Origin of the sequence: Campylobacter sp. JMF_15 NE4, assembly GCF_027737645.1 — a bacterium.
Classification (GTDB): Bacteria; Campylobacterota; Campylobacteria; order Campylobacterales; family Campylobacteraceae; genus Campylobacter_B.
This window is the reverse complement of record NZ_JAOVTY010000001.1, coordinates 290,939-315,172: the sequence shown is the minus strand read 5'-3', so window position 1 is coordinate 315,172 and position 24,234 is coordinate 290,939. Positions and strand designations below refer to the sequence as shown.

Below are 24,234 nucleotides of genomic sequence, written 5' to 3'. Positions count from 1 at the left end.
GCGAGCGAGTGCAACGAGCGAAGCAATCCAGGGAAATTTAAATTCAAAATTCAATCAAAATTTAGCATTGAACGATTTTAGGAATTTAACCTGTGCTGTGAAATTCTCCGTAAGGGGGAGGGCGCGCTTTTTAGGAGACGCTACCCTCCCCCTTACCAACCCCCACCCCTGTAAAACCTTAGAAGTGGCTAAATTTTAAAAAGCGTTGCTTTTTAAAATTTAGCTGGCTTTATTTTTACTGAAATGCTTCGCATTTCTTTACAATGACACAAATTTTACAATTCTTGCGGATTTGCCTTATACATACAATGCTCGAAGATAAATTTATGCTCTTCTGGCAGTGCCGTAAAGAGCGCATTTGCGAGTGCGCGTATCTCCCAAAGTGCCGATTTGCTAGAACGAAGAGAGAGGAAGTTTTGCAGGCTTCTAGCATTTATGCTCCACGCTAGCTCGGTTTTGTAGCACTCTGGCAGGCAGTATTTGGCGATATCTAGGCTAGTGTTTGCGCCTAAAATTTCCCTTAGATTATTTAAAGCTTTTATGCTTGCGCTATCGACGGCGTCATTGCCTGTTAGCACGATGTATTTTGCGGCGCTATCGCTTGTGATTTCAGGTTCATTTCTTAGCTCTTTTAGCGTGTAACGAGTTGATTTTACGCTCAGACTTGCCATGCGATGCCTCGCTAATTCTTGCAAAAGCGCGCGCGAAATACCCTTAATATAAAAATTATAAAAAATGTGTTCGAGCGTAGATGAGTGCTTCATTTCATTTCCTACGCGGTTGATTAGCGCTAAGTCCTTTTCGCCGCCGTTATCGCCCCGCTCGAAGCTTTGCCAGCAAGTTCTTATGGCGTTCGAACATACCCAAAGTGGCGTGAAATTTAGTAATTTTACTTCCATAAATTTTCCTTGATTAAATTTTATAACGCGTGATTTTAGCCAAAATTTTATAAATTTAATCAAATTTAAATAGCTTAATGTAAGCTAAATTCTGATAAAATTGGCAAATTTTTTACCAAAAGGAAAAGTATGAACGACAAATTCACACGCATTGGTTTTATCTTGGCGGTCGCAGGCTCAGCCGTGGGACTTGGAAACGCTTGGAAATTCCCCACACTCGTAGGTCAAAACGGCGGTAGCGCATTTATTTTGCTCTATCTTTTGCTCACATTTTTGGTAAGTTTTGTCATTTTTATCGGCGAAATCACCATTGGACGCCTTGGCGAGAGCGATCCAGTCGATAGCTACCGAAGACTTGCCCCTAACAACAAAGAGCTTTGGAGCAAGGCTGGATTTTTGATGATTACTGCGCTTTTGATTTACTCATTTTACAGCGTCGTAATGGGCTGGATCTTGAAATACACAGCCACATCGATTTTCTCACTACCTCAAAATTTAGACGATAGCGGTGCGATGTTTAACGCTTTGATTTCAAATTCACCGCTCGTAGCGATTATTTGCTTTACGATAATGTCGCTTGTGTGCTTTTTGATCGTCTCAAAGGGTATCAAAAACGGCATTGAGAGATTAAATATCTGGATGATGCCTAGCCTTTTTATCCTGCTTGTGCTTATGGTTTTGTATTCGGCTAGCTTCGACGGATTCGCACAAAGCGCAAAATTCTTGCTTTTGCCTGATTTTAGCGCGCTAAATTCACAAAGCGTGCTTGACGCGCTTGGGTTAGCGTTTTTCACACTTAGCCTTGGCGTAACTACGATTTTGACATACGCTGCGAGCCTGCCAGAGCGCACCAATATCCTAACTTCGAGCATTAATATCGTTTTAATCAATGTAATGATTGGCGTTATGATGGGTCTTGTTGTTTTCACATTTATTTTCGAATTTAACGGCGATCCAGCCCAATCAGGTCCTGGGCTGATTTTCGTTTCCCTTGCCGTGCTATTTAGCAAACTTGGCTTTATCGGGCATATTTTGGCGTTTGCATTTTTCTTAACCCTACTTTTCGCCGCCATTACCTCAGCGATTTCGATGATTGAACCAGCTGTTTATTACCTAGTCAAATCCCGCGCATTTTCTCGCGCGAAAGCTTGCGTGGCGGTTTTTGTATTTACCTATGTGCTAGGGATTGCCTGCATTTTGGGATACTATGGCGCGACAAGCGAGTATTTCGTCATCGCAGGACAGCCGTTTTTCGACGCGCTGGATTATTTGACATCTAAAATTTTAATGCCACTTGGCGGATTAATCATTGTCATTTTCGTAGGATATGTCATCAAAAAAGACGGCGTTTATGCCCTACTTTCGCCATATATGGGAGATTTCGGATTTAAGATTTGGTACTATGTCCTACTTCGCGTGGTATCTCCGCTTGCGATTTTTGTAATCGCGCTAAGAGAGCTTGGAATCGTAAATTTTGGATAGTCAAATTTGAAAATTAAAGAAAGATTATGAACGATAAATTTAGCAAAATCGGCTTTGTTTTAGCAGTCGCCGGCGGTGCTGTGGGGCTTGGAAATGCGTGGAAGTTTCCAACCCTAGTCGGTAGCAACGGCGGAAGCGCGTTTGTGCTTTTATACCTCGTGCTCACGCTTGGGATTGGGTTTAGCCTATTTTTAGCCGAAATGGCGATTGGGCGCATTAGCAGAGCTGATTTGCCTAGCGCGTATAGATATCTCGACCCCAAAAACGGCGAAAAGTGGAAATTCGCTGGAATTTTCATAGTGGGCGGAATTTTTGTTTTGTCATTTTATCTCGTAATCCTTGGCTGGGTTATGAGATACATTTTCATCGGTTTTAGCGCGCTTCCTGCCTCAGTAGATGAGGCTGGCGCACTTTTTGGAGGCGTGATTTCGCACTCGCTATTTTCAAGCCTTGCATTTTATGCGTTAGGGCTTGCGCTGACACTTTTTGTGGTATCGCGCGGAATCAAAAGCGGCATAGAAAAGCTAAATTTGATAATGATGCCCCTGCTTTTCGTGCTTTTGCTTTTAATGCTAGGATATGCGGTTTTTATGGAGGGATTTGGCGAGGCGGTGAAGTTTTTATTCACGCCTGATTTTTCCAAAATCACCGTCGCTAGCGTGCTTGACGCGCTTGGGCTTTCACTTTTTACCCTTTGTATCGGGATTGGCTGTATCGCTGCGTATGCTGCTAGCCTAGGAGAGGGTGTAAAGCTAGTAAAAAGTTGCGTAAATATCGTATTTATCAATATCGCAATCGGGCTAATGATGGGGCTAATCGTATTTACATTTATCTTCGAATTTAACGCAAGCCCATCTCAGGGCGCAGGGTTGGTGTTTGTATCCCTAACCACAATGTTTGCCAAACTTGGCTTTATGGGGCAAATTTTAGCGATTTTGTTTTTTGTGTCGCTGTTTTTTGCTGGGATTACGAGCGCGGTTTCGATGATAGAGCCATTTATCTTGTATCTTGTCAATCATTTTGGCATTTCTAGAAATAGAGCGTGTGGGTTATCAGGCATAGTCGTAGGCGCGCTAGGAGCGTGCTGCACGCTATCAATGAACGCGGAATTTGGCGAGAGTTTTACATTTTTTGGCAAGGGTTTTTTCGATATTTTAGACTTTTTGACCTCAAATATCATGCTTCCTCTTGGCGCGCTAAGTTCGGCGATTTTCGTCGGATTTGTGATGAAAAAATCCCTTTTAGCGGAGTTTTTTGGCGAGGATATGGGCAAGGGTGCGTTTGAGATTTGGTATTTTTCACTAAGATTTATCGCCCCTCTTGCAATAATCATAATAATGGTAAATTTGCTATTTTTTAGTTAAATTTGGAGAGTAAAATTTAAAATTTGGGCTACCGAAATTTCGGTAGCCTTTTTTTATGCTTTGCGAATTTTTGAGTAAATTACCGCCACGATGTATGATAGCACGCTCACGGCTACAAACATTAGTAGCACAGGATTCATATCCCACTCTGCTTCGTCGCCAAAAACAAGCACAGCAATATAAATAATAAAAATGTATTGCAACACATAAAACGGCGTTACAAGCACACTTATCGTTTTTAAACACGACATAATGAGATTTGGAAGCACTTTGGCTACCAAATACATTAGCCCAATCCATGCCAAAACAAAGGCAATAAACATTATGTTAAAAAATATGTTTTGGTGATAGTATGGATCGCCGTCCATCATATCGTCCCACGCATAAAACTTCGCCAATACCACAGCAGAGGCGATGAAGATAACCGCGCAAACAAGGCTTAGTTTCGTGTATAATGCGCCTTTGTCTTCTGGGCGAGTGTAGATTAAAATATCAGCGAATAAATATCCAGCTATCGGGTAGGCAATCCAGCTTAAAAATGGAAAATAGCTTCCCTCGTGTGTGCCCCAAAATAGCCCTGTTATGGCTTGTAGGCAGGTTGATTCAAACTCTGCGAAATTCTCACCTAGATACATTGCCGCACCTGAGCAGATGATTCCCACTATGAGATAGCCTAAATTTGGTAAATTTAGCTTTTTCATTAGCGCAAAAAATATAAACGCAAGTCCCGCAAACTGCAAAATATCCGCATCGTAAATCTGCGTCCAATTTTCTTCGAAAATTTCAGCGTCATCATTTAGCTTGGAGCTAATGTAGTATGGAAGCACATACACAAGCGCATTAAAGACATAAGATAACACCAAAAATATCACGCCACGCTTAAAAAGTAGTCCCGGCGCACTACGCCTAGAATACACAATACCGCAACCCAAAATAAACATAAAAACAGGCGCGGCAGGCGGTGAGCCTAGGAAGTTTGCGACCTTGAAAAACACGGAATCTTCGCCGTTGTAGAAGTATTCCACGCAGTGGATTAGCACCATAAAGATTACAGCAAGACCCCTTGCTATATCCAACTCGTTTTGTCGCCCGGCATTGGGCAATGATAAGAAATTCATCTGCTTAAAACCTCTTTTTTATTGGTTTGAAAAAGCCCAAATTATAGCCTTTTATATGTTTAAATTTACTTAATAGCGTAGTGAAATGCTATGGCTTAGAAATGAGATAAATTTATAAGGAATTTGGGCTTAGTTGTTTGGTTTGTCATTGCGAAAATTTGCGTAGTTTGTCATTGCGAGGCGACTTGTCGCCGTGGTAATCCAGTAAAATTCCATAATCTCTAATTTATCATTGCAAACAAAGCGAAGCAATCCAAAGAATAATCTATTGAATTTTAAAATTTTTATTCCAGTAACACTGCTCCGAAATTTTAAAATTCAAAAGCCCTTTAAATTTCTCTGGATTGCTTCGGCGTTTCACGCCTCGCAATGACAAGCAAATTTAAATTTTGATTGATTTGAAAAACTCGCAAACGCTGACTTCTAGGACATTTGCGATTTTAACCAAGTGTTCTATGTTGAAGTGTTTTTTATTTATGCCAAGTTCAGCCATAGAAATCGTGCCGACTGCCTTATGTCCAATAACAGTAGGTGGGAAAACCCCACCATACTATATTTTTTATAATTCATAATTAAAAACAAATTCTCCACCAACACGCATATTTTTATAACAAGTGCAATGGTCATCTACAAAATCAGCTAAATCGTCATTAATATCAAATTTCTTTCCATTATTGCTTTTACAAAATTCACAAGTTCTTTCATCATCGACACAAAAAAATTCTATTTTCTTGATATTCATTTCTTTAAATTTTTTTATCTTTCTGATTAATGAAAAATAATGAAATAATCTTAAACAAAGTTTATTTACTTCATCTTTTGGATTTAAACCTTTTAATTTATCAAATTCAAAAAAATCAACTAATCCTTTCGAAATTTTTAGTCTAGTATTAAGTCCTAAATTTCTTTTTTCTTCAATAGATAAAAGCAAATTTTCATCGAAATTAGCTTCACCTTTAATTATGCAATCTGTGATTAATTCTATTTTTGACATATCAAAAATATTAGATTGTATAATATATTTTTTTACTATCTCACGAGTAAAAATAGTATTTTCAATAATATCGCTACAACTAAAAAACATTATACACCCTTCAAATTAATGCAAAAAGTGGCGAATTCCCGTAAAATACATCGCCATGCCGAATTCATCTGCCGCTGCGACGACTTCATCATCACGGATTGAGCCACCCGGTTGGATTACCGCTTTTACGCCCACTTCATTAGCGATTTCTATGCTATCTTTGAAAGGAAAAAACGCTTCACTTGCCAGCGCACAACCTTGCAAATCTAAGCCCAAATCCCTTGCTTTTGCCACAGCAGCGCGCGCCGCATCGACACGGCTTGTCATACCCATGCCAATCGCCACCATTGCCGAGTTTTTCACATACACAACGCAGTTTGATTTAGTCAGAGCTGCCACCTGCCAAGCGATTTGCAAATCGGTAAATTCGCCCTCATTTGCCGAACGCTTCGTAACGCATTTGGCATTTTTGACCTCATCAGCACCCACATAGTCGCGTTCTTGATAGACAAATCCGCCGTCTATGAATTTAAAGTCATATTTATCATTTTCACGCATTAAAAATTTATTCTCTTGCGTGAAAATTTTAATGCGTTTTTTGTTTGCAAATACTTCAAGTGCGGCGTCATCGACATTGGCTGCAATTATGACTTCCACAAAAATTTCATTGATTTTTTCAGCTAATGCTTTATCAAGTGTGCCATTTATCGCCACTACGCCACCATAGGCTGAAACAGGGTCGCATTTAAGCGCTTCGGTGTAGCTTTCTAGCAAATTTGATTTTATGGCAAACCCGCACGGATTTGCGTGTTTGCAGATACTCACTGCTGGGGCTTCGCCAAAGCTACTTGCCAACATAACTGCGCCGTGAATATCGGTCATATTGTTAAAACTTGCTTCGCCTTTTAGGGCTTTGAAATTTAGACTAAAAAAGTTTTCGAATTCATACAAAGCACCTTTTTGGTGCGGGTTTTCGCCGTATCTTGTCGCCATGACTTTTGAGCCTGTGATAAATTTTTTAGCACCAAAACCGCCGTTAAATCGCTCGTTCATATAGTTTGCTATCATGCTATCATACGCGGCAGTATGCTCGTAGGCTTTTATCATAAGGCTTCGGCGAAATTCCAAATCATCGGCTTTTGCTTTGATTTTTTCCACAACTAAATCATAATCCAAAATGTCCGTTACTATCAAAACATCTTTGAAATTTTTCGCCGCACTTCGCACCATGGCAGGTCCGCCGATGTCGATATTTTCGATAATCTCATCAAAATCATCTGTGCGAATCGTGGTTTGTTTGAAAGGATATAAATTTACACAAACCAAATCGATCCCGCCAATGCCGTGTTTTAGGGCTTGTTCGGCGTGATTTTTGTCGTCCCTTTTATGCAAAATTCCGCCATGAATTTTGGGGTGCAGGGTTTTTACTCTGCCTTCAAACATCTCAGGGCTTCCTGTGTAAGCACTCACTTCCACAGCATTTACGCCGTTTTCGCAAAGTAGCTTATAAGTGCCACCCGTGCTTAAAATTTCCCAACCCAAATTTGCCAAATCTTTTGCAAATTCTACTACGCCGTCTTTGTCGCTAACGCTGATTAACGCTCTCATGCTCACTCCTTATAAATTGAAATTTTTAAATTTTAAAATTTAGCTTTCGCCCAAACGCTCTTTTAGGCTCTCATACGCTTCGTTGATTTCTTGAAGCTTTTTCGTGCCTTCTTGGATAATCTCATCATCCGCGCCCTTGCCCATTAAAATATCTGGGTGGTATTTTTTGACAAGCTCTCTATATTTTTTCTTTATTTCGCCAAAACTAGCACCCTTATCCACGCCCAGGACTTCGTAAGGGTCTTTTTTCGAGCTTGTATTTCGCGCAGAGCCACCATATCCGCCACCAGAGCTAGAATTTTGATATCCGCCGCCATAACTACCACCACGACTATCGCCGTAACCGCCAGAATTTCGGCTATTTTGGTAGCCACCATGCCCGCGGTTGTCGTAGTTTTGGCTAGAACCGCCGTATGTGCCATAATAACTCGCCTCAAACATAGCAAAAATTTGACTTACCACATGGGAAGGCATACCAAATCCGCGCGCGATTTTGGCGATTATATCTCGCTCTTGCTCGCTAAATGAACGATCAATATAGGCTATGTTTAAGAAAAAATAAATTAGCGCCGCTTTTCGGCTCGAACTTAGGTGAAATTTTTGATTGTAATGAAACGCGAGAGAGTAGATATCGTGCTCTTTGTCTTTGTTTATCTTATAAACTTGCTTCAAAAGTTTTCTCTCGTTTTCGCCACCGCCCATTTTGCGAACCAAATCGTCCAAAATCTCGCCTATCATCGTGGCTTCTGTCTCATTTACCACGCCGTCGCTTTTGGCGACCTTTGCAGTTAGAGTGATTAAAATTTTCGCCTCTTCAAGGCTCATTTTTGGCTCTTTTCTCTCATAGCCGGAATTTCCGCCCAGACCACTTATAAATCCCTTTATAAAATGATAAAGAAAAAAAGCCAAAAATAGATAAAAAATACTCGACACTATTAATCTTCGCTTCTAATGATTTTTGCAAATTCGTTGAAATAAATTTCGCTCAACTCTCCCAAATCGCGCGAAATGCTATTGATTTGGAAAATTTTACCGCCAGTAATGCCAAGTTTTACGAAATTTAACCCTGCTTCGCGCGCCAAGCTTTCAAATTTCGCCTCGTCGCTCACGCCAAAAACAGCCCTCGTAAAGCTCTCGTCGAAAATATCTCTCTCATCGTCGCACGGCATTTTAAACTCGCCACCCATTTTACCTACACACGCCATTTTGGCTAGTGTGATTGCCACGCCACCGATTCCTACGGAGTTTGCGAAGCGCAATGCGCCCTGTTGGCCTGCTTTAATCGCAAAGTCCCAAAGTTTGCGCTCTTTGGCTAAATCTAGCTTTGGTAGCATGCCTCCGATTGCGCCTTTTACGGCTTGTTGATACAGCGAACCTGAAAACACGCCGTATGTATCGCCCACCAAATAGACGCTAGTATCAGCCTGAGTGAAATCGCTAGGGATAATCTCGCCGTTATTTACGCCCACGGTTACGATCGCAGGGGTCGGCTGGATACTCACACCCTCTGTTTCGTTATACAAGCTCACATTTCCGCTCACAACAGGCGTATTTAGAGCCTTGCAGGCCTCTTTGATACCCTCTGCGCCCTGTGCGAACTGCCACATAACCTCTGGGTTTTGCGGATTGCCGTAGTTTAGACAGTCAGTTATAGCTAATGGTGTCGCGCCACTAAGGGCCACCTTGCGTCCGCTCACAGCCACAGCAAGAGCCGCGCCAGTGAAGGGATCGATATAGTTCATGCGGGTGTTGCAATCCATAGCGATTGCGAGTTTTGCGCCATTTTCTTTGACTCTCATTACCGCAGCGCCTAGTTTGCCCGGGCGTTTGGCTGAGTTTAGCCCGACATTTGCGTCGTATTGATCGTAAATGAGTGATTTATTTAGCACATCTGGGTGCGAAAAAACCTTATCGAAATCGGCGTTTATGTCAAATTTATCAGAGCATGTGCATAAATTTTGGTTTGCGATTTCGTCCAAATACGCTGGGCGTCTTGTAGGGCGGTCTAAAACAGGTGCTGCTTCGCTTAAAGGCTCGATCGGAATCTCGCCAGCTAGCTCTCCATGCCAGTAAAGCTCCATTTTACCGGTATTGGTTACTTCGCCGATGACTTCTGCATCTAAATCCCACTTCGCAAAAATCTCTTTTATCTTATCTTCGCAACCTTTTTTCGCGCAAATTAGCATTCTTTCTTGGCTTTCGCTTAGCATTAGCTCGTATGGCGTCATGCCACTTTCACGCATAGGGACACGATCAAGGTGCATTTTCATACCGCTTCCGCTTCGTCCTGCCATTTCAAAGCTACTAGAAGTTAGCCCTGCTGCTCCCATGTCTTGAATTCCGACAACATAATCAGTTTTAAAAAGTTCCAAGCAAGCTTCCATTAAAAGCTTTTCGGCAAACGGATCGCCAACTTGCACGGTTGGGCGAAGAGATTTGTTTTCATCGTTAAAGCTATCACTTGCCATGACAGCTCCGCCAAGCCCGTCCCTGCCTGTTTTTGAGCCTACATAGATGACTGAGTTACCCACGCCTTCTGCCTTGCCGTAGAAAATTTCATCACTTTTTACAATTCCAAGAGCAAAGGCATTTACCAAAATATTTCCGTTAAAACTGCTATCAAATGTCGTTTCGCCACCTATCGTAGGGATTCCCATGCAGTTGCCGTAATGTGCAATACCGCTAACTGCGCCTTTGACTAAATATCTTTGGTAGCGATTTGTCTTACTATCACCAACGACATCGCCAAAACGAAGCGAATTTAGATTTGCTTCGACCCTTGCGCCCATTGTGAAAATATCGCGCAGTATTCCGCCTACGCCCGTGGCTGCGCCTTGAAACGGCTCGATGTAGCTAGGGTGATTGTGGCTTTCCATTTTAAAAACAGCTGCCATTCCCCCGCCAATGTCGATGACACCGGCATTTTCGCCGGGACCTTGTATGACCCACGGGGCTTTGGTCGGAAAGCCGTTTAGGTATTTTTTGCTTGATTTATACGAGCAGTGTTCGCTCCACATAGCCGAAAAAATGCCAAGTTCTAGCAAATTTGGCTCACGCCCTAGAATTTCTAAAATTTTCGCATATTCGTCTTCGCTGATTTTGTGTGCCGCAATGGTTTTTTTATCCATTTTATCGCCCTTTTAGTGGAATTTAATAACTTTTTATAATAGCTAAATTTTGCTTAATTTCCTTTTTTGTTAAGCCAAATTTCATACAATTTCGCCTCTTTCATAAATGCGTAAAATGCGTTTATAACGGCGATTATGAAGCCTTTTTTGCCGTCGAAAAAACTTCGCCTTAAAAAATACGATTTGAAAAAGACAAGCGGAAAGATAAAAAGCAGTTTGGCTAGGCTCGGTTTTTTGCCTTTTTCAAATTTTTGCTGTGCGCGCAGGCTCGAATAGTTGTTGTTTTTGCTCACTAGCTCTTTGATTGGTTTATCGCTGAAATGATAAATCACGCCACGAGATTTTCGCACCTTGCCATTTATGCTAACTTGCGCATGAACGCCCAAATTTCGGTATTCGCCAGAGCTTTTGCGAAAAAATCTGATATGAGTGTTTTTGCGCACCCTATCATCGACGATCCCGCCCATGTAAAATTCATGAAATTTAATATCAAGCCCGTCAAATTCACTCTGCGCCATAAACTCGCAAATTTCAGCTTTTAGCTCAGCGCTTACTTCCTCGTCGCCATCTAAATTTAGCACCCACTCGTGCGAACACAGGCTAAAAGCGTAGTTTTTTTGCACGCCCTCGCCTTGCCAATCGTGGTGGTAGATTTTCGCGCCGTATTTTTGCGCGATTTGAAGTGTCTTATCGGTGCTACCGCTATCGACGATGATGATTTCTGCGAAGTCAGCGACACTTTTTAGCATTCGTTCGATATGTTTTTCTTCGTTTTGCACGATTGCATAGACACTTGCATTTATCATAGTTTATTCCTTATGCGCGTAAATTTCAGCCAAAAATCAAAAAAACTCTCCGTCCCCAAAACGCCAATTCGCTTAATGGCAAATTTATCATCACCCGCTTCATAAAGCCCACGCTTTACCACGACCGCGGCGCAGTATCCTGAATTTCGCGTAAGCGATAAAATTTCATCATTAAATTTGCCGTAAGGATAGGCAAAAACTCTACACTCTCGCCCGGTGATTTTCTCTAACTCTTTTTTGGATTTTTCGATTTCATCTCGCGCTTTTTCGGGCTCACTCGCCCACAAACGCTCTAAATTCGCGTGGCTTAGCGTGTGCGAGCCAAACTCGATTAAATTTGAGCAGTGCATTAAATTTATCTCATCGCTAGTTAAAATTTGGCTTAAATGCTCGGTATTTCCGCGCTCCCAGTCGTTTTGCGTAGCAGTAGCTACCACAAAAATCGTGGCTTTGAAATTATATTTTTTCAAAATTTCAAAGGCGTTTGTGTAGTTATCCATAAATCCGTCATCGAAGGTAATACAGACCGATTTTGGCGGGATTTGGGCTAAATTTGCTAACTCGCTAAGCGTGAAAGTAGTAAAGCCGTTTTTGGCTAGCCACGCGATTTGGGCCTCAAAATCGGCTGGACGAACGCGCCATTTATCAAATTTATCGCCCTTATGCTCGCTTATGCTATGATACATCAGCACGCGCGCCTTATCCCAGCCCTGCGGGATCCGCCACCAGTTATACCTGCACGAAAAGGCTATAATCGCCACGGCTAAAATTGCGAAAAAATATATCATTTTTTAAAATCCTTTATCAAATTTTCATAAGCATTTATGTAATTTTGCGCCATTTTTGCTACGCTAAATTCGTCTTTTTTGGCTTTGATAGGGGCGAAAATTTCTACAAATTTATCATAGTTTTCGTAAATATCGTTTAGTTTGTGAGCTAAATTTTCTGGCGTGGCGCTAAATTTTAACTCACTAGGCAAAATTCGCTCACAAATGCCAGTATTCGTTGAAATCATAAGTGGCGAATAATAAACCCCGTCAATCGCCACAAGTCCGTAAGCTTCGAATTTCGAAGCTATGATTTGCAAATCGCAGCTTGCTAAATAATCATTTATATTATCCACGAAACCGCGCAAAAAGACCTTTTTATCAAGTTTTAGCTCACTAATTAGCCTTTCTAGCTCGCCTTGCTTCTCACCCTGACCGAATATCTCGCACACAAAGTCAAATTTCACCAAACTAAGCGCTTTGATGACCACATCCATTTGCTTAATGGCGCTTAATCTGCCAGAGCTGATGATGTGAAATTTATCTAGTTTTTTAATCTTTTCTGGCTTTTTATACAAAATTCCATTTTCGATAATTATAGAATTTGGCGGTAAAATCTTTTTTGTCTCATCTAACACAGCCACGCACAAATCAGCTAATTTATAATTTTTTTTGAATTCCAAAGTGTGTTTTGTGGCGATTAGCGGAATTTTTTTCTTCAAAAAAACCTGCATATAGCGCATGATTTCAAGCTCTTTTGTGTTGTGACACTGGATAATGTCCGGGGAAATTTTTTCTATAAATTTCGCTGTTTTATACAAAAAAAGCGGATTTCTGCGATTTTTTTCAAAATCAAAATTTACAAATTTGATATTTTTTTGCAAATACTCGCTGATATCTTTATTGCTTAGCAAAATTACTTCATTTTGCCTTGACATTTCGTTGCATAAATCCACGCAAACCCGCTCAGTCCCCGCAAACTGCACCCAATGAAGAGTATGTAGTATCCTCAAATCTTCTCTCCATTTTGGTAAATATATTCGCGCCACTCGTAATTTTCGCTAAATTTCTCACTAAAAATCATTTCAATCATAAATTTGGTTACTCGTTTCGCATTTGCCAAATTTAGAGCCTTTTCTCTCCCCGCTTTGGCAATTTGGGCGTATTTTTCAGCGCATAAATATTCCAAAATTTTCTCGAAGCAATCGCTTGGATTTTTGAAATACACTATCTCTTTTTCGTGCGTGAAAAATCTCTCAAACCCCGCAATCACTGGCGAAAAAGTGCAAACTCCACACCCCATAAACTGCGCCATTCTATCACTTGCCCCAAGCAATTTTTGCGATTTTTCGCACTCTAAATCATCGTCGCGGTTGAAATTTATGGCGATTTTGCTTTTTGCGATTGCTTTGTGAAATTCATCGCCAAAAATGGTGCCGTTTCCTAAACTAGCGTAAATTTCGCATTTCACGCCATTTTTTTTGCAAAATTCATCAAGCATTAGGGCGAATTTGTGGCGATTATCCTCTTTGTAATCCCTTGAAATGTAGATTATATCGTTTGTTTTTTCGCGCTCGTAAAATCTATCAAAGGCGGCGTCGGAAATGTTTGGAAAAAAGGCGAATTTGGCGTTTTTATAATCCTTGGAAAGCTTTTGCAAATTCAGCGCATTTGCGTAAAAAAAGCAGTCGATTTCTCTCAAATTTTCCCAAAACTGCGAAACTTCGTTTAAATGATCGACATACCAAAGTGCGATTTTTAAATTTGGGAGCGCCTTTTTTAGCTCTTTTAGCGTGGCAGTTGCGATTTTTTCACCTTTACCGATTAAAAGCAAGTCGGCGTTTATGTTTTTGCAAACCCTAATCAATTCTTTATTCATTTTATCTAAGCCACTATTTTTTATTTTTAGAAATCTTGATCTTCTTTCGACATCCCTATAACTAAAATCATAGACAAAATGCCCATTTTGGTGCAAACCATGAGAAATTTTTCGGTCTATGTTGTAAAAAAATTTACCGTATTCTAACTCTCTAAAAACAGCACAATGAACAATATTCATATCTGCCTACCTTGTATTTTTTTAGAATACACAAGAAATGTAAAAATTGCCAAATAACTCAATGCTTCTTTTGAAGTAAGCGTAGAACTATCAAACTGCATAACGACGAAAAAATATGTAAAAATAATAAAAATTTCAAATTTTCGCTCTTTTATACAAAGCCAAAAGTTGCTTAAAATTGCGCTCATATAGATAATGAAACCAAAAATTCCAGTATGAAGCAAAAGCTCTAAAATCATATTGTGAGTGGCGTTAAAATCGCTTCTTGTAATCGCTGGCGAGTTTGGCAAATGCCTAAAACTATCAACTCCCCAGCCAAAAATCGGATGCTCACCAATCCTTTCAAGCGAGTATGCCCAAATGACATTTCGCCCACTAGTTCGCGCATTAGCTAGGTCGCTAAAACGCTCTGCGACACTATCGAAACCAAAATATGTGACCAAAGCAAACGCCACCAAACAAACAAAAATCGACAAAATAAGTTTATAATTTTTGATATTAAAAGCACAAAATAAAATCAAACAAGCAAAACACCCAACCCACGCACTTCTAGTAAATGAAAAAATGACAAAAAATAGAAAAATAATGCTAAAAATCGCTTTAAAAACATAGTTTTTCACTAAGGTTAGAGAAAGCACAAAACCAAGTCCTGCAAAAAATCCAAAAGCAGTTCTCGTAGAGAGTCCCCCGGTAATGCCACCACCTTTAAGTTTGGTTAAAATTTGTGGATTTTGCACAATATAAAAAATCGCATTTGCCAAAAGCAAAAAAAGTCCCGCGAAAACGAGCACTTTAAGCTCTTTTTCGCCAAAAAATTTAAGTTTGTAAAAATAGCAAAGCCCCACAAAAATAAGCCCATATCTAAATGGAAAAAGCGCTATTATCTCCCAGCTTTTTTTGCTTAAAAACTCGGTATTTAGGGAGTTTGAGATTATCATAGCAATTAATATTCCAACAAAGCAAAAAGCCAAAAATTTAACGCTTTGTAAAATTTCTTTTACCAAAGCAAAATTTTTAAAATATATCAAATGGCTTAAAAAAACTAAATCAAAAAGCACAAAGCCCACTTGATACACCGCGTTTTTAAACGGCAACGACATCGTCCAAACCGCCAATGCAAAGAGAAAAATCGCTTTGAAAAAGTCGAATTTACCCTCAGTCTTAACCAAATTTATCACACTATCTCCTTATACACACTCATAGTTTTCTCCACCATTTGCGCTAGGCTGAAATTCTCCGCTATGTAGCCGTATCCGTCAAATTTATAATCCTTCGCGCGCTCTATCATCGCAGCTAACCCCCTCTCATCGCCCACGGCAAAAAACTCGCCATTTTCGCCAGATTTGATTATGTCTAGCACGCCACCGTGATTGCTCGCCACCACAGGCGCATTTAGCGCGATCGCCTCAGCCACGCTTCGCCCGAAACTCTCAGGTTTTTTCGACGCACTCACGACGACATTGCTTAGCGCGTAAATCTCAGGGATTTTGCTTTGCGAACCCGTAAAAATCACGCTTTGCGCCAAATTTAACTCACGCGCTAAATTTTGTAGCCCCAAAAAATACTCTTTTTTATCATCGCGCACACCGCCCACGATTAAAATTTTTAGCCCCTCACCAAAGCTTTGCTTTAAAATTTGCCCCGCTTTTATGAGCGTTTCATAGTCTTTGAGTTGCGTTATGCGCCCGACACTTGCGACGATAAAATCGCCCTGTTTTAGCCCAAATTCGGCGCGAAATTTCGCCATAAATTCGGCATCTAAATTGCTAGGATTAAATTTTTCTAAATCAATTCCGCGCGGAATTACCCTGATTTTGCTGACATCTGCGCCGAAATTTCGCACCACATAATCCTTCGTAGCGTTGCTGACACAGATGATTTTATCGGCTTTTACCATAATTTTGCTGTAAAAATTCACGGAATTTAGCCCATGCACGGTGCTAACTAGCCCAAAATTTAGCCCCCCTTTGGCGAATTTCACTAGCCACGCAGGCACGCGAGAGCGCACATGCACGATATCTGGGGCGATCTCGCGCAAAATTTCTTTTAGCGCACTAGCGCGAGAAAGCGCTGTAAATATATTTTTGGAGCAAACATCGAATTTTATGTGGCGCACGCCGTTTTTTTCTAGCTCGCTTACTAACTTTCCGCCATTGCTTATGACGAAATTTTCCACGCCAAATTTAGCAAATTCGCGCGTGAGCTCGACCACACCGCGCTCGACGCCACCTTCGTTAAGTTCTGGCAGTATTTGCACCACTCTCATAAGCTAATTCCTTGTAAAATTTGGCTTAAATTTATCTTTTTTGTCGGTTTTAACTCGCTGTTTTTAGCGTAAATTCGTAAACACTCATTTTGCGCCAAATTTGCGATAAAATCGTCAAATTTATTATGCGAATTTTTGCGTGGAAGCGCCAAAACAGCGACATTTGCCACGCCATTACACACCGCTTCGCTTATCATCGAAACAGAATCTTGGGTGATAAAAATCCACTCGCAACCCTCCAAAAAATCACCGATTGGATTAATCTGATTTTTGCTATAAATCACACTAAAATCGAAATTCGCGCGCTCAAACTGCGCTTCGATATCGCGCGGGGTGCGTGGGCTAGTGGTCAGGGCGTATTCGTGGCGTGGAAATTTTGCCTTGATTTTCTCCACAATCTCGCAAATTTTGCTATTCATATCAAACGAAGCGTTTGGCCCACCGATGACAAAGCCAATCGCGCTTTTTTTGGGAGTGTAGAAATTCGCTACTTTGCTAAGGTTTAAATTCGTCGGCAAAATCACCACATTTGGCGCAGTTTGCGTGGTATCGTGAGCGTTTGCGAAAATGAGTGAAAAGTCCTTTTTATAGCCTTTTGGATACATTAGCGCGACGCTTTTTTTGCCAAATTTCGCGGCGCAGTATTTTAAGGGATAGTATGTCACAGACCCAGCTCCCACGAAAATGTCAAAATTCGCAAAATTTTTGTTTTCGCACTCGAAAATTTTAAATTTCAGCCCCAAAAAATCCAAAAAATATGAGAGAATTTTTAAAATTTTGTTTTTATAGCTAACTTTGCAAAACTCAAATTCCAAGCCTTTTAACTCGCAAAACGCCACGCTTTGGCTCTCATGCCCCTTGCGTCCGTCGGTAAAGATAAGCGCTCTCATTAGCCAACTTTCCAGCGATTATGCATCCAAAACCACTGCTCGGGTGCGCTTCGCACGACCTCTTCAAAGATATCGTTGCACTGCTGGGTTATGAATTGCTCGGCCTCTGATTTATCCAAATCCGCGCTTGGCGGGGTGAAATCTTTGATGACGATTTCATAGCGTCCATCGCTCATACGACACGCAAAAATGGGGATTAGGACTGGGTTAAATTTCAGATACAGCGACGCAATCGTCTTTGTGGTGTAACACTCGCGCCCAAAAAATGTGGTTTTTAGGCTGTTTTTTCCGCCCGGCTTTTGATCTGGCAGGATTCCTACATTTTTGCCCGCCCTTAGACGCTCGACAAGTCCGCGCATGGCGTTATCTTTGTAGATTAGCTCGTTGCCGTATTTTTTGCGAAATGGCGTAACTAGGCGATCTTCGATGAGTTCGTTATTTCCCCTGCGTCCCACAACCGCCATAGGAAAGCCGTTTGCGCCGCAAAAATGGGCTAAAACTTCCCAGTTTCCAAAATGCGCCGTGAAAAACAAAATGCCGTTTTTGCTATCGCCTTTTAGCGCTTTTACCTTTTCTAGTGCCTCGTCTTTGTTAGCAATAAGTGCGCTAAAATCGAGCCTTTCATGGTAGAAAAGCAGGGTTTGGGTCAGGGTTTTAGCCACAGAGCGGAAATTTTCGCGCGCTAGGGTTTTAATCTCGCCAGCTGATTTTTGTGGGTAGGCAAGGCTAAGGTTTTTTATAGCGATTTTTGCGCGTGATTTTAGCGCAAAAAAGGCGAATTTCGCCAAGAAATCAAAGAAAAAATATAAGAAATTTGTCGGTAGAATTTTGGCTAATTTTATCAAAATTACGGCTAGGAAATATTCAAATTTTTCTCTCATTTTCACCCTTATTAAAAGGGGTGATTATAGTAAATTTTGGCTAAATAAGATATAAAATCACTTTCCTAGGCAAAAATTCCCAAACATTTCATCTAAAATTTCGTCCCTTTCAAATGGCCTAGAAATCGATGAAATCTGCTCTATGGCGCGATTCATTTCATAAGCGAAAATTTCAAGCTCAGCCTCGTTTAGCTTTTCGCGCGCGCTTTTTAGGGCGTTTAGTGCGTTTTGGCAAGCATTGATTTGGCGAGTGTTGCTTAGCATAAGTCCGTCGAAATTCTGCGAATTTAGGTAAATTTCAAGCTCTTTTAAAATCTCATCGACGCCGTTTTTGGCTGAAATTTTAAGCGGTTTTTGCGCAAAATTATATGCAAAATTTTGCGCTAAATCAGATTTATTTAAGATATAAAATATTTTTTTATCGCTTTTTTGCTCCAAAATTTGGACGATTTTTTCATCTTCATCGCTAAAATTTGCAGAGCTATCAAACACAGCCAGAATAATATCCGCCTCATCAATCGCCTTGATTGAGTATGAAATGCCGATATTTTCGGTCTTGCTCTCGCCATGCCTAATGCCTGCTGTATCAATGATACGGATTAGGTGGGTGCCGATTTTAAGGCTCTCTTCGATTCTATCCCTAGTCGTGCCAGCCTCATCGCTGACGATTGCGCGCTCGTAGTTTAAAAGCGCGTTTAAAATACTGCTTTTGCCTACATTTGGTTTGCCTACGATTGCGACCTTAAAGCCCTCGATTAGCCCTTTTCTGCTCTTGCTAATCTGGGTGATTTTTTCTAAATTTTCTATGTTTTCATTTAGCATTTTTAGCGAATTTTCAAGCACATCGCGTGGTAAATCCTCTTCGGCATAATCTATGCAAACCTCGGCAAAAGCGAGAGTTTTGACAAGCTTAGCGCGCAGGTCATTTACAAAGCCTTCAAGCTCGCCGTGCAGGTTGCGAGATAAAATCTTAGCCGCACTTTCCGAGCGAGAAAGTATCAAATCGCTAATCGCCTCGGCCTTGCTTAAATCCATTTTGCCGTTTAAAAACGCCCTTTTGCTAAACTCCCCAGGCTCAGCGATACGCGCTCCTAGCGAAACCACGCTATCAAGCGCCATAGACGAGCTAATAAGTCCGCCGTGTGTTTGAATCTCTACTACATCCTCGCCAGTGAAGCTATGTGGGGCTTTGAAATATATAAAAATTGCCTCGCCAAATTTCACCCCGTCTGCGCCGTATAAATTCGCCAGTGTAGCGTGGCGCGGTGCGAAGTCATTTTTATACGAAATTTCGCGCGCGATTTGCAGGGCGCCTGCCCCACTTATGCGCACGATTGATATTCCACCGACTCCATGAGCGGTGGCGACAGCAGCGATTGTTTGATTCATTAATTTTTTTCGTCGATTATGATGATTTTGCCATTGCGAGTGGATTTGATACCGATCGTGCGATCTGGGAAGCTTTCTTTAATCTTGTCGCTAGCGATTTTGACAAATGCCCCGTCAAATGGCTTAGTTACGATTTTTGAGCCGTTTGCGTTCGCCTTTAATGCGCCCACATACGAGTCGATATGTTTGCTTTGGTTTTGCAAAAATTCAGCCACTTCGAAAACGACAGAGAGGTTGTATTTCATACTAATCCAGTTATAAATCATATACGAAAACGCCTTGTATCTGTGGCCTTCCTTGCCGATTAAAAGCGCGCTATCATCGCCGTCGATTTTGATATAGACGCTGTTTTCATCGTGAATTTTAACCTCGCAAACGCTAAGATTAAATCCACTTTGTGCGATTAAATTTGTGATTTTTTGCTCGATATCTTTGCAAATTTCATCATTTATGGTAGCTTTTGGCTTTTCTTTGCGGGCTTTGTGCGAATTTGCACTTCTAGTTTTTTGCGAATTTTGCGATTTTTTCTCGTCATTTGGTTTTTGGCTTAAATTTTCGCTTTGTGGAAATTTCTCGCCTTTTTTAACAACCTCGATAATGGCGTTTTTCTTAAAAAAGCCCAAAAATCCGCTACTTGGCTGTTGAATTACCCTGATATTTAACTCAGTAATCGAACACCCAAACTCATCTGCTGCTTTTTGGTAAGCTTGCGTTAAATTTATCGCTTCAATTTTCATGTTTTTTCTCCGAAATTTGGGCTTGCTTTTGGCGAGCAAAGATTTTGTTTATGACATATTGTTGCACTATCGAACACATATTATTCACAGTCCAATACAGCGTAAGACCCGCTGGGAACATTAGGAAAAACACACCAAACATTAGTGGTAAGAATTTCATTACCTTCTCTTGCATTGGGTCTGTAAATGAAGTAGGCGTGATTTTTTGCTGTAAAAACATAAGCGCTGTCATCAAAATCGGCAAGATATAATATGGATCTTTTAGCGATAGATCGTGGATCCACATAGCCCACTCGGCACCTTTTAGCTCGATTGCGTTTAAAAGCACGCGATAAATCGCGAAAAATACCGGAATTTGAAGTAGTATCGGCAAACATCCGCCCATTGGGTTCGCGCCATTTTTGCGATATAGCTCCATCATGTGCATTTGCAATTTTTGCGGATCGCCTTTGTATTTTTCTTGCAACTCCTTCATTTTTGGGGCTAAATCTTTTAGCTTATTCATTGATAACATACCCTTGTAGCTAAGCGGAAAGAGTGCTGCGCGAATAATTAGCGTAAGTATCACAATCGCCCAGCCCCAGTTGCCTACATGGCTATAAATCCAGCGCAAAAATTTAAACATAGGCCTTGCGATGAAGGTGAACCAGCCATACTCAATGACATTAGTTAGCTTTGGATCTACCTCTTTTAGGGTTACATAATCCTTCGGTCCGATATAGCCAATGCTCTTAAAATCGCCATTTGCTCTAATGAAGGCTTGCGAAATATCGTTCGCGCTAGTAATCGTGGTGTTTAAATTTTCGCCAAAAAATAGGCTTGTATAGTATCTATCTGAGCTGGCCACAAATATGGCGTTTTCGACGCGCTCGTTTTCGCTCACATCGCCGTCTTCGAAAATCTCGACTGTATCGTCGCTTTTGCCCACTGTGATACCGTGGATTGTGTATCCATCTACCTCGACATCAGGGCGAGAGCCAGGTGTGATAAAATACGAAGTCGGGCGGTTAAATTTGATATCGATTTCGTAACTTCCATTTGGGTTAAATTTCAAATTTTTGCTAACGACAAAATCGCCTAAATTTTGCGTCAAAACCACGCTAGCTGCGCCATTTGTAATATCTAGCCTATCCGCAGAAGCAGTATATGGCGTCGAAAATGCTAGCTCGTTTAAATTAGCGTCTTCGAATCTGATTTCAAGCGGTTTTGAATCGCCATCTTTGCTGATTAAATTTATCGGTTCGCCATCTTTTGTAAATTTTTTATCATTTAGCGTGTATGAGCTAATGCGACCGAAATTATCAATCGTAAAATTCGCCTCTTTGCCGACAATTTTGACTAACTGATTTTGTGCGCTCGCACCCGCGCTTGCGCTTGGAGTTATGCTAGCACTTGCGCTAGTTGGGGCTTGTTTTGCCACGCTTTGCGCACTTTGTGTGGCAGTGGCTGTTTTGTTCGCCTCCATAGCAGCTCTGACTTTTGACATATAAAAATGGTCGTATGCCACAAAAAACAAAAAAGCTAGCAAAATAGCTAGTCCTAGGCGTTTTTGTTGGGATATTTGATCTAACACGATTATCTCCTAAATATTATATAATACTGATTTTTTGAATATGGTATAAACCAAATTTTTGGTTTTACGCCCAAAGCACTGTTTTTGCATGCCCAAAAAAAATTAAATTTAAAATTATGCTTGATGATAGGGTGATCTATTCCGCCCTTGAAAAAAGGGTTGCACTTTAAAATTCTAATTAATGTAGCAAAAAATGCGTGTAAGGGGTGGTTAAATTTAAACTGATAGAGCGCGTAAGTAGAGCATGTGGGATAGTAGCGACAACTCGCAGGTAAAAGAGGTGAAATAAAGGCTCTGTAAAATTTAATCAAAAAAACACAAAAATTTCTCATTTTATCGAACCTATCTTTTTAAAAGCCCAACGCAAACTTCGCTCTATCTCTTTAAAACTCATGTTTTCAATCTGTTTTTTTGCGATAATGATAAAAGTGCCATCTTTTAATAAATTTTGCTGATTATAAAACGCCGCTCTTAGCAGGCGTTTGGTGCGATTTCGCTTAACCGCATTTCCAATCTTTTTACTAGCTATCGCACTAAACCTGCGCTCGCCGTCCATAAAATACACGACAGCGCAATCACAGTGCCATTTCGCAGCACTTTTATAAACTTCTGAAAAAACCTGATTTTCGCTTATCGGAGCGAAACTACCTACGCAGCCAATCTTGCTCTACCTTTGGCGCGTCTTGCGTTGATAACTTTGCGTCCATTTTTTGTTTTCATTCTTACACGAAAGCCGTGTGTGCGCTTTCTAGGGGTGTTGTGTGGTTGATATGTTCTTTTCATATTCTTCCTTTTTTAAAAAATTTAAGGTGTGGATTTTACAAAAATTTTACTTAAAAAGCATTGAAAAACTAAATTTTTCAATGCTAAACAAATTTTAAAATTTAAAATTTTTGGCGAAATTTACCAGCCATAGCGCGGTAAATCGAAATTTCATTTTGCATACTCGCATATCTTTGCGCAAGTAGATTGATTCGCGCCGAAATCGCACTCGATCTAGCCTCCAAAAAATCTTTTAGCTCGCTAGCACCTGCGTCGTATTTGACGCGGTAAATGCGCTCGATTTCACTAGTCGTTTTGTAAGTATCGGCTAAATTTGCAAGCCTTGCGCGGTTGATTTCGTAAATTCTATACAAATTTAGCGTCTCATTTACTGCGCCGCTTAGGGTTTTTTCGTAAGAATTTCGGTAAGCGTAAAAATCCACCTCAGCTATCCTTAACTGCGATTTTAGCCGTCCATAGTCCAAAAACGGCAGACTAATACTGACATTTCCGCTCAAAAATTTCAAATCAAATCCATCGCTAAATTTATCTGTATTAGCTGAATTTAACCCTGCGCCCAAATTTACGCGCGGGAAGAAATTTAGCCTTGCGCGTCTGTGGTCATAAAACGCCGCATTTAACCTAGAAATCGCAGCTCTAATGTCTGGGCGATTATGCAAAGCAGTGTAAGGCACACTAAGGTCTGCACCTAGAAATTTCACGCTCTCAATGCTTGGTAAATCTGTGCGAAACTCCAAGTCAGGCGAGATTAAATCACGCATAAATTTGCGGTTATCCTCGATATTTTTCTCGATTTCCAAAACGCGGTTTTTCAAATTCAAAATGCTGTTTTGCACCTGCTTGTATTCGATAAGCTCAGATCTGCCATAATCGTATTTTGCCTTGACGATTTGCTCGATTTGTGCATAATCTTTTAAATTTTGCTTCGTCCATTTTAGCGCATCGTTTAGATAAAGCATCTCAAAATACCCGCTCACGACCGAATTTATCAGCGTCAAACGAGCATTTTGCAAGTCAAACACACTCGCACTCGCGTCCCACTCGCTAGCATTTATGTTCGAGCGAATCCGCCCGAAAAGATCGAGCTCATAGCTGACATTAAAGCCAGAGCTATAAGTCTTGCTCCACTCATCACTTCTGCTGATATCACGGCTCGCACCAGCCCCCCACGAAGCCCCAAGCGTAGGGAATAAATCCTCTTTGCTAAGGCCTAAATTCACATACGCGCGCTCCAAATTTAACGCCGCTGCGCGCAAATCGTGGTTTTTCGCCAAAGCCTCATCAACAAGGGCATTTAAATATGGCTGATTGTATCCCTTATACCAATCCTGCGCGATTTCATAGGTTTCGTTTTCGTCTATAAAGCTATCTTGCACTTCGTAATCAAGGTTGCTATTTATCGCGGCACACCCGCCAAAAAACGCCACGAAAACTGCGCTTACAAATATATTAAATTTCAT

Annotated in this window: 23 protein-coding genes; 2 read left to right on the top strand and 21 right to left on the bottom strand. The window is 40.9% G+C overall.

The genetic code is table 11. The features are described 5' to 3' along the window. Positions 1–275 precede the first annotated feature (275 nt). Positions 276–899, bottom strand: coding sequence for an FAD-dependent thymidylate synthase (gene thyX / locus OFN98_RS01670; protein WP_270874805.1), 624 nt, complete (start codon positions 897–899; stop codon positions 276–278). A gap of 129 nt (positions 900–1,028) precedes the next feature. Here thyX and OFN98_RS01665 point away from each other — a divergent pair, with 129 nt between their 5' ends. Continuing rightward, positions 1,029–2,381, top strand: a complete 1,353-nt coding sequence (locus tag OFN98_RS01665; protein WP_270874806.1) for a sodium-dependent transporter — start codon at positions 1,029–1,031, stop codon at positions 2,379–2,381. A gap of 26 nt (positions 2,382–2,407) precedes the next feature. Then, the gene (locus OFN98_RS01660; protein ID WP_270874807.1) at positions 2,408–3,745 is read left to right on the top strand and encodes a sodium-dependent transporter; all 1,338 of its coding nucleotides are present in this window, start codon (positions 2,408–2,410) and stop codon (positions 3,743–3,745) included. A gap of 53 nt (positions 3,746–3,798) precedes the next feature. On the opposite strand, the gene OFN98_RS01655 is transcribed toward OFN98_RS01660, so the two are convergent. From OFN98_RS01655 to OFN98_RS01560, 20 genes are all read right to left on the bottom strand, one after another. Further along, positions 3,799–4,863 (bottom strand): acyltransferase family protein, encoded by a 1,065-nt coding sequence (locus OFN98_RS01655; protein ID WP_270876575.1) that lies wholly within the window; start codon positions 4,861–4,863, stop codon positions 3,799–3,801. 559 nt (positions 4,864–5,422) lie between these two features. After that, entirely contained in the window at positions 5,423–5,947 is a 525-nt protein-coding gene (locus tag OFN98_RS01650; protein ID WP_270874809.1) for a hypothetical protein, read from the bottom strand. Positions 5,948–5,962: 15 nt separating this feature from the next. Next, positions 5,963–7,495, bottom strand: coding sequence for a bifunctional phosphoribosylaminoimidazolecarboxamide formyltransferase/IMP cyclohydrolase (gene purH, locus OFN98_RS01645; RefSeq protein WP_270874810.1), 1,533 nt, complete (start codon positions 7,493–7,495; stop codon positions 5,963–5,965). A 39-nt stretch (positions 7,496–7,534) separates the two neighbouring features. Next, positions 7,535–8,428, bottom strand: a complete 894-nt coding sequence (locus OFN98_RS01640; protein ID WP_270874811.1) for a DnaJ domain-containing protein — start codon at positions 8,426–8,428, stop codon at positions 7,535–7,537. 2 nt (positions 8,429–8,430) lie between these two features. Beyond that, positions 8,431–10,623, bottom strand: a complete 2,193-nt coding sequence (gene purL / locus OFN98_RS01635; protein ID WP_270874812.1) for a phosphoribosylformylglycinamidine synthase subunit PurL — start codon at positions 10,621–10,623, stop codon at positions 8,431–8,433. A 53-nt stretch (positions 10,624–10,676) separates the two neighbouring features. Next, the gene (locus OFN98_RS01630; RefSeq protein WP_270874813.1) at positions 10,677–11,429 is read right to left on the bottom strand and encodes a glycosyltransferase family 2 protein; all 753 of its coding nucleotides are present in this window, start codon (positions 11,427–11,429) and stop codon (positions 10,677–10,679) included. Beyond that, complete coding sequence (locus tag OFN98_RS01625) at positions 11,426–12,217, bottom strand: polysaccharide deacetylase family protein (RefSeq protein ID WP_270874814.1); 792 nt, start codon at positions 12,215–12,217, stop codon at positions 11,426–11,428. The genes OFN98_RS01630 and OFN98_RS01625 overlap by 4 nt, the downstream gene beginning before the upstream one ends. Beyond that, entirely contained in the window at positions 12,214–13,209 is a 996-nt protein-coding gene (locus OFN98_RS01620; protein ID WP_270874815.1) for a glycosyltransferase, read from the bottom strand. Before OFN98_RS01620 ends, OFN98_RS01625 begins: the two co-directional genes overlap by 4 nt. Next, complete coding sequence (locus OFN98_RS01615; RefSeq protein ID WP_270874816.1) at positions 13,206–14,255, bottom strand: glycosyltransferase family protein; 1,050 nt, start codon at positions 14,253–14,255, stop codon at positions 13,206–13,208. The genes OFN98_RS01620 and OFN98_RS01615 overlap by 4 nt, the downstream gene beginning before the upstream one ends. After that, complete coding sequence (locus tag OFN98_RS01610) at positions 14,252–15,433, bottom strand: O-antigen ligase family protein (RefSeq protein ID WP_270874817.1); 1,182 nt, start codon at positions 15,431–15,433, stop codon at positions 14,252–14,254. Before OFN98_RS01610 ends, OFN98_RS01615 begins: the two co-directional genes overlap by 4 nt. Beyond that, positions 15,430–16,521: a glycosyltransferase family 4 protein gene (locus OFN98_RS01605; RefSeq protein ID WP_270874818.1), complete on the bottom strand. Its 1,092-nt coding sequence runs from the start codon at positions 16,519–16,521 to the stop codon at positions 15,430–15,432. The genes OFN98_RS01610 and OFN98_RS01605 overlap by 4 nt, the downstream gene beginning before the upstream one ends. Next, positions 16,518–17,411: an ELM1/GtrOC1 family putative glycosyltransferase gene (locus OFN98_RS01600; RefSeq protein WP_270874819.1), complete on the bottom strand. Its 894-nt coding sequence runs from the start codon at positions 17,409–17,411 to the stop codon at positions 16,518–16,520. Before OFN98_RS01600 ends, OFN98_RS01605 begins: the two co-directional genes overlap by 4 nt. Then, positions 17,411–18,292 carry a lysophospholipid acyltransferase family protein gene (locus OFN98_RS01595; RefSeq protein ID WP_270874820.1) on the bottom strand — a complete coding sequence of 294 codons (882 nt, stop codon included), beginning with the start codon at positions 18,290–18,292 and terminating at the stop codon, positions 17,411–17,413. Before OFN98_RS01595 ends, OFN98_RS01600 begins: the two co-directional genes overlap by 1 nt. A 57-nt stretch (positions 18,293–18,349) precedes the next feature. Then, on the bottom strand, positions 18,350–19,681 hold the full coding sequence (gene mnmE, locus OFN98_RS01590) for a tRNA uridine-5-carboxymethylaminomethyl(34) synthesis GTPase MnmE (RefSeq protein ID WP_270874821.1): 1,332 nt from the start codon (positions 19,679–19,681) through the stop codon (positions 18,350–18,352). Then, a complete protein-coding gene (locus OFN98_RS01585) occupies positions 19,681–20,418 on the bottom strand; it encodes a Jag N-terminal domain-containing protein (RefSeq protein ID WP_270874822.1) in 738 nt (245 codons plus the stop codon). Before OFN98_RS01585 ends, mnmE begins: the two co-directional genes overlap by 1 nt. Continuing rightward, entirely contained in the window at positions 20,408–21,991 is a 1,584-nt protein-coding gene (yidC, locus tag OFN98_RS01580; RefSeq protein ID WP_442868107.1) for a membrane protein insertase YidC, read from the bottom strand. Before yidC ends, OFN98_RS01585 begins: the two co-directional genes overlap by 11 nt. Positions 21,992–21,993: 2 nt before the next feature. Further along, the gene (gene yidD, locus OFN98_RS01575; RefSeq protein WP_270859068.1) at positions 21,994–22,323 is read right to left on the bottom strand and encodes a membrane protein insertion efficiency factor YidD; all 330 of its coding nucleotides are present in this window, start codon (positions 22,321–22,323) and stop codon (positions 21,994–21,996) included. Next, the gene (gene rnpA, locus OFN98_RS01570) at positions 22,320–22,625 is read right to left on the bottom strand and encodes a ribonuclease P protein component (RefSeq protein ID WP_270859218.1); all 306 of its coding nucleotides are present in this window, start codon (positions 22,623–22,625) and stop codon (positions 22,320–22,322) included. The genes yidD and rnpA overlap by 4 nt, the downstream gene beginning before the upstream one ends. A gap of 14 nt (positions 22,626–22,639) precedes the next feature. After that, entirely contained in the window at positions 22,640–22,774 is a 135-nt protein-coding gene (rpmH, locus tag OFN98_RS01565; RefSeq protein WP_270859069.1) for a 50S ribosomal protein L34, read from the bottom strand. A gap of 101 nt (positions 22,775–22,875) precedes the next feature. After that, complete coding sequence (locus OFN98_RS01560) at positions 22,876–24,234, bottom strand: TolC family protein (protein ID WP_270874823.1); 1,359 nt, start codon at positions 24,232–24,234, stop codon at positions 22,876–22,878.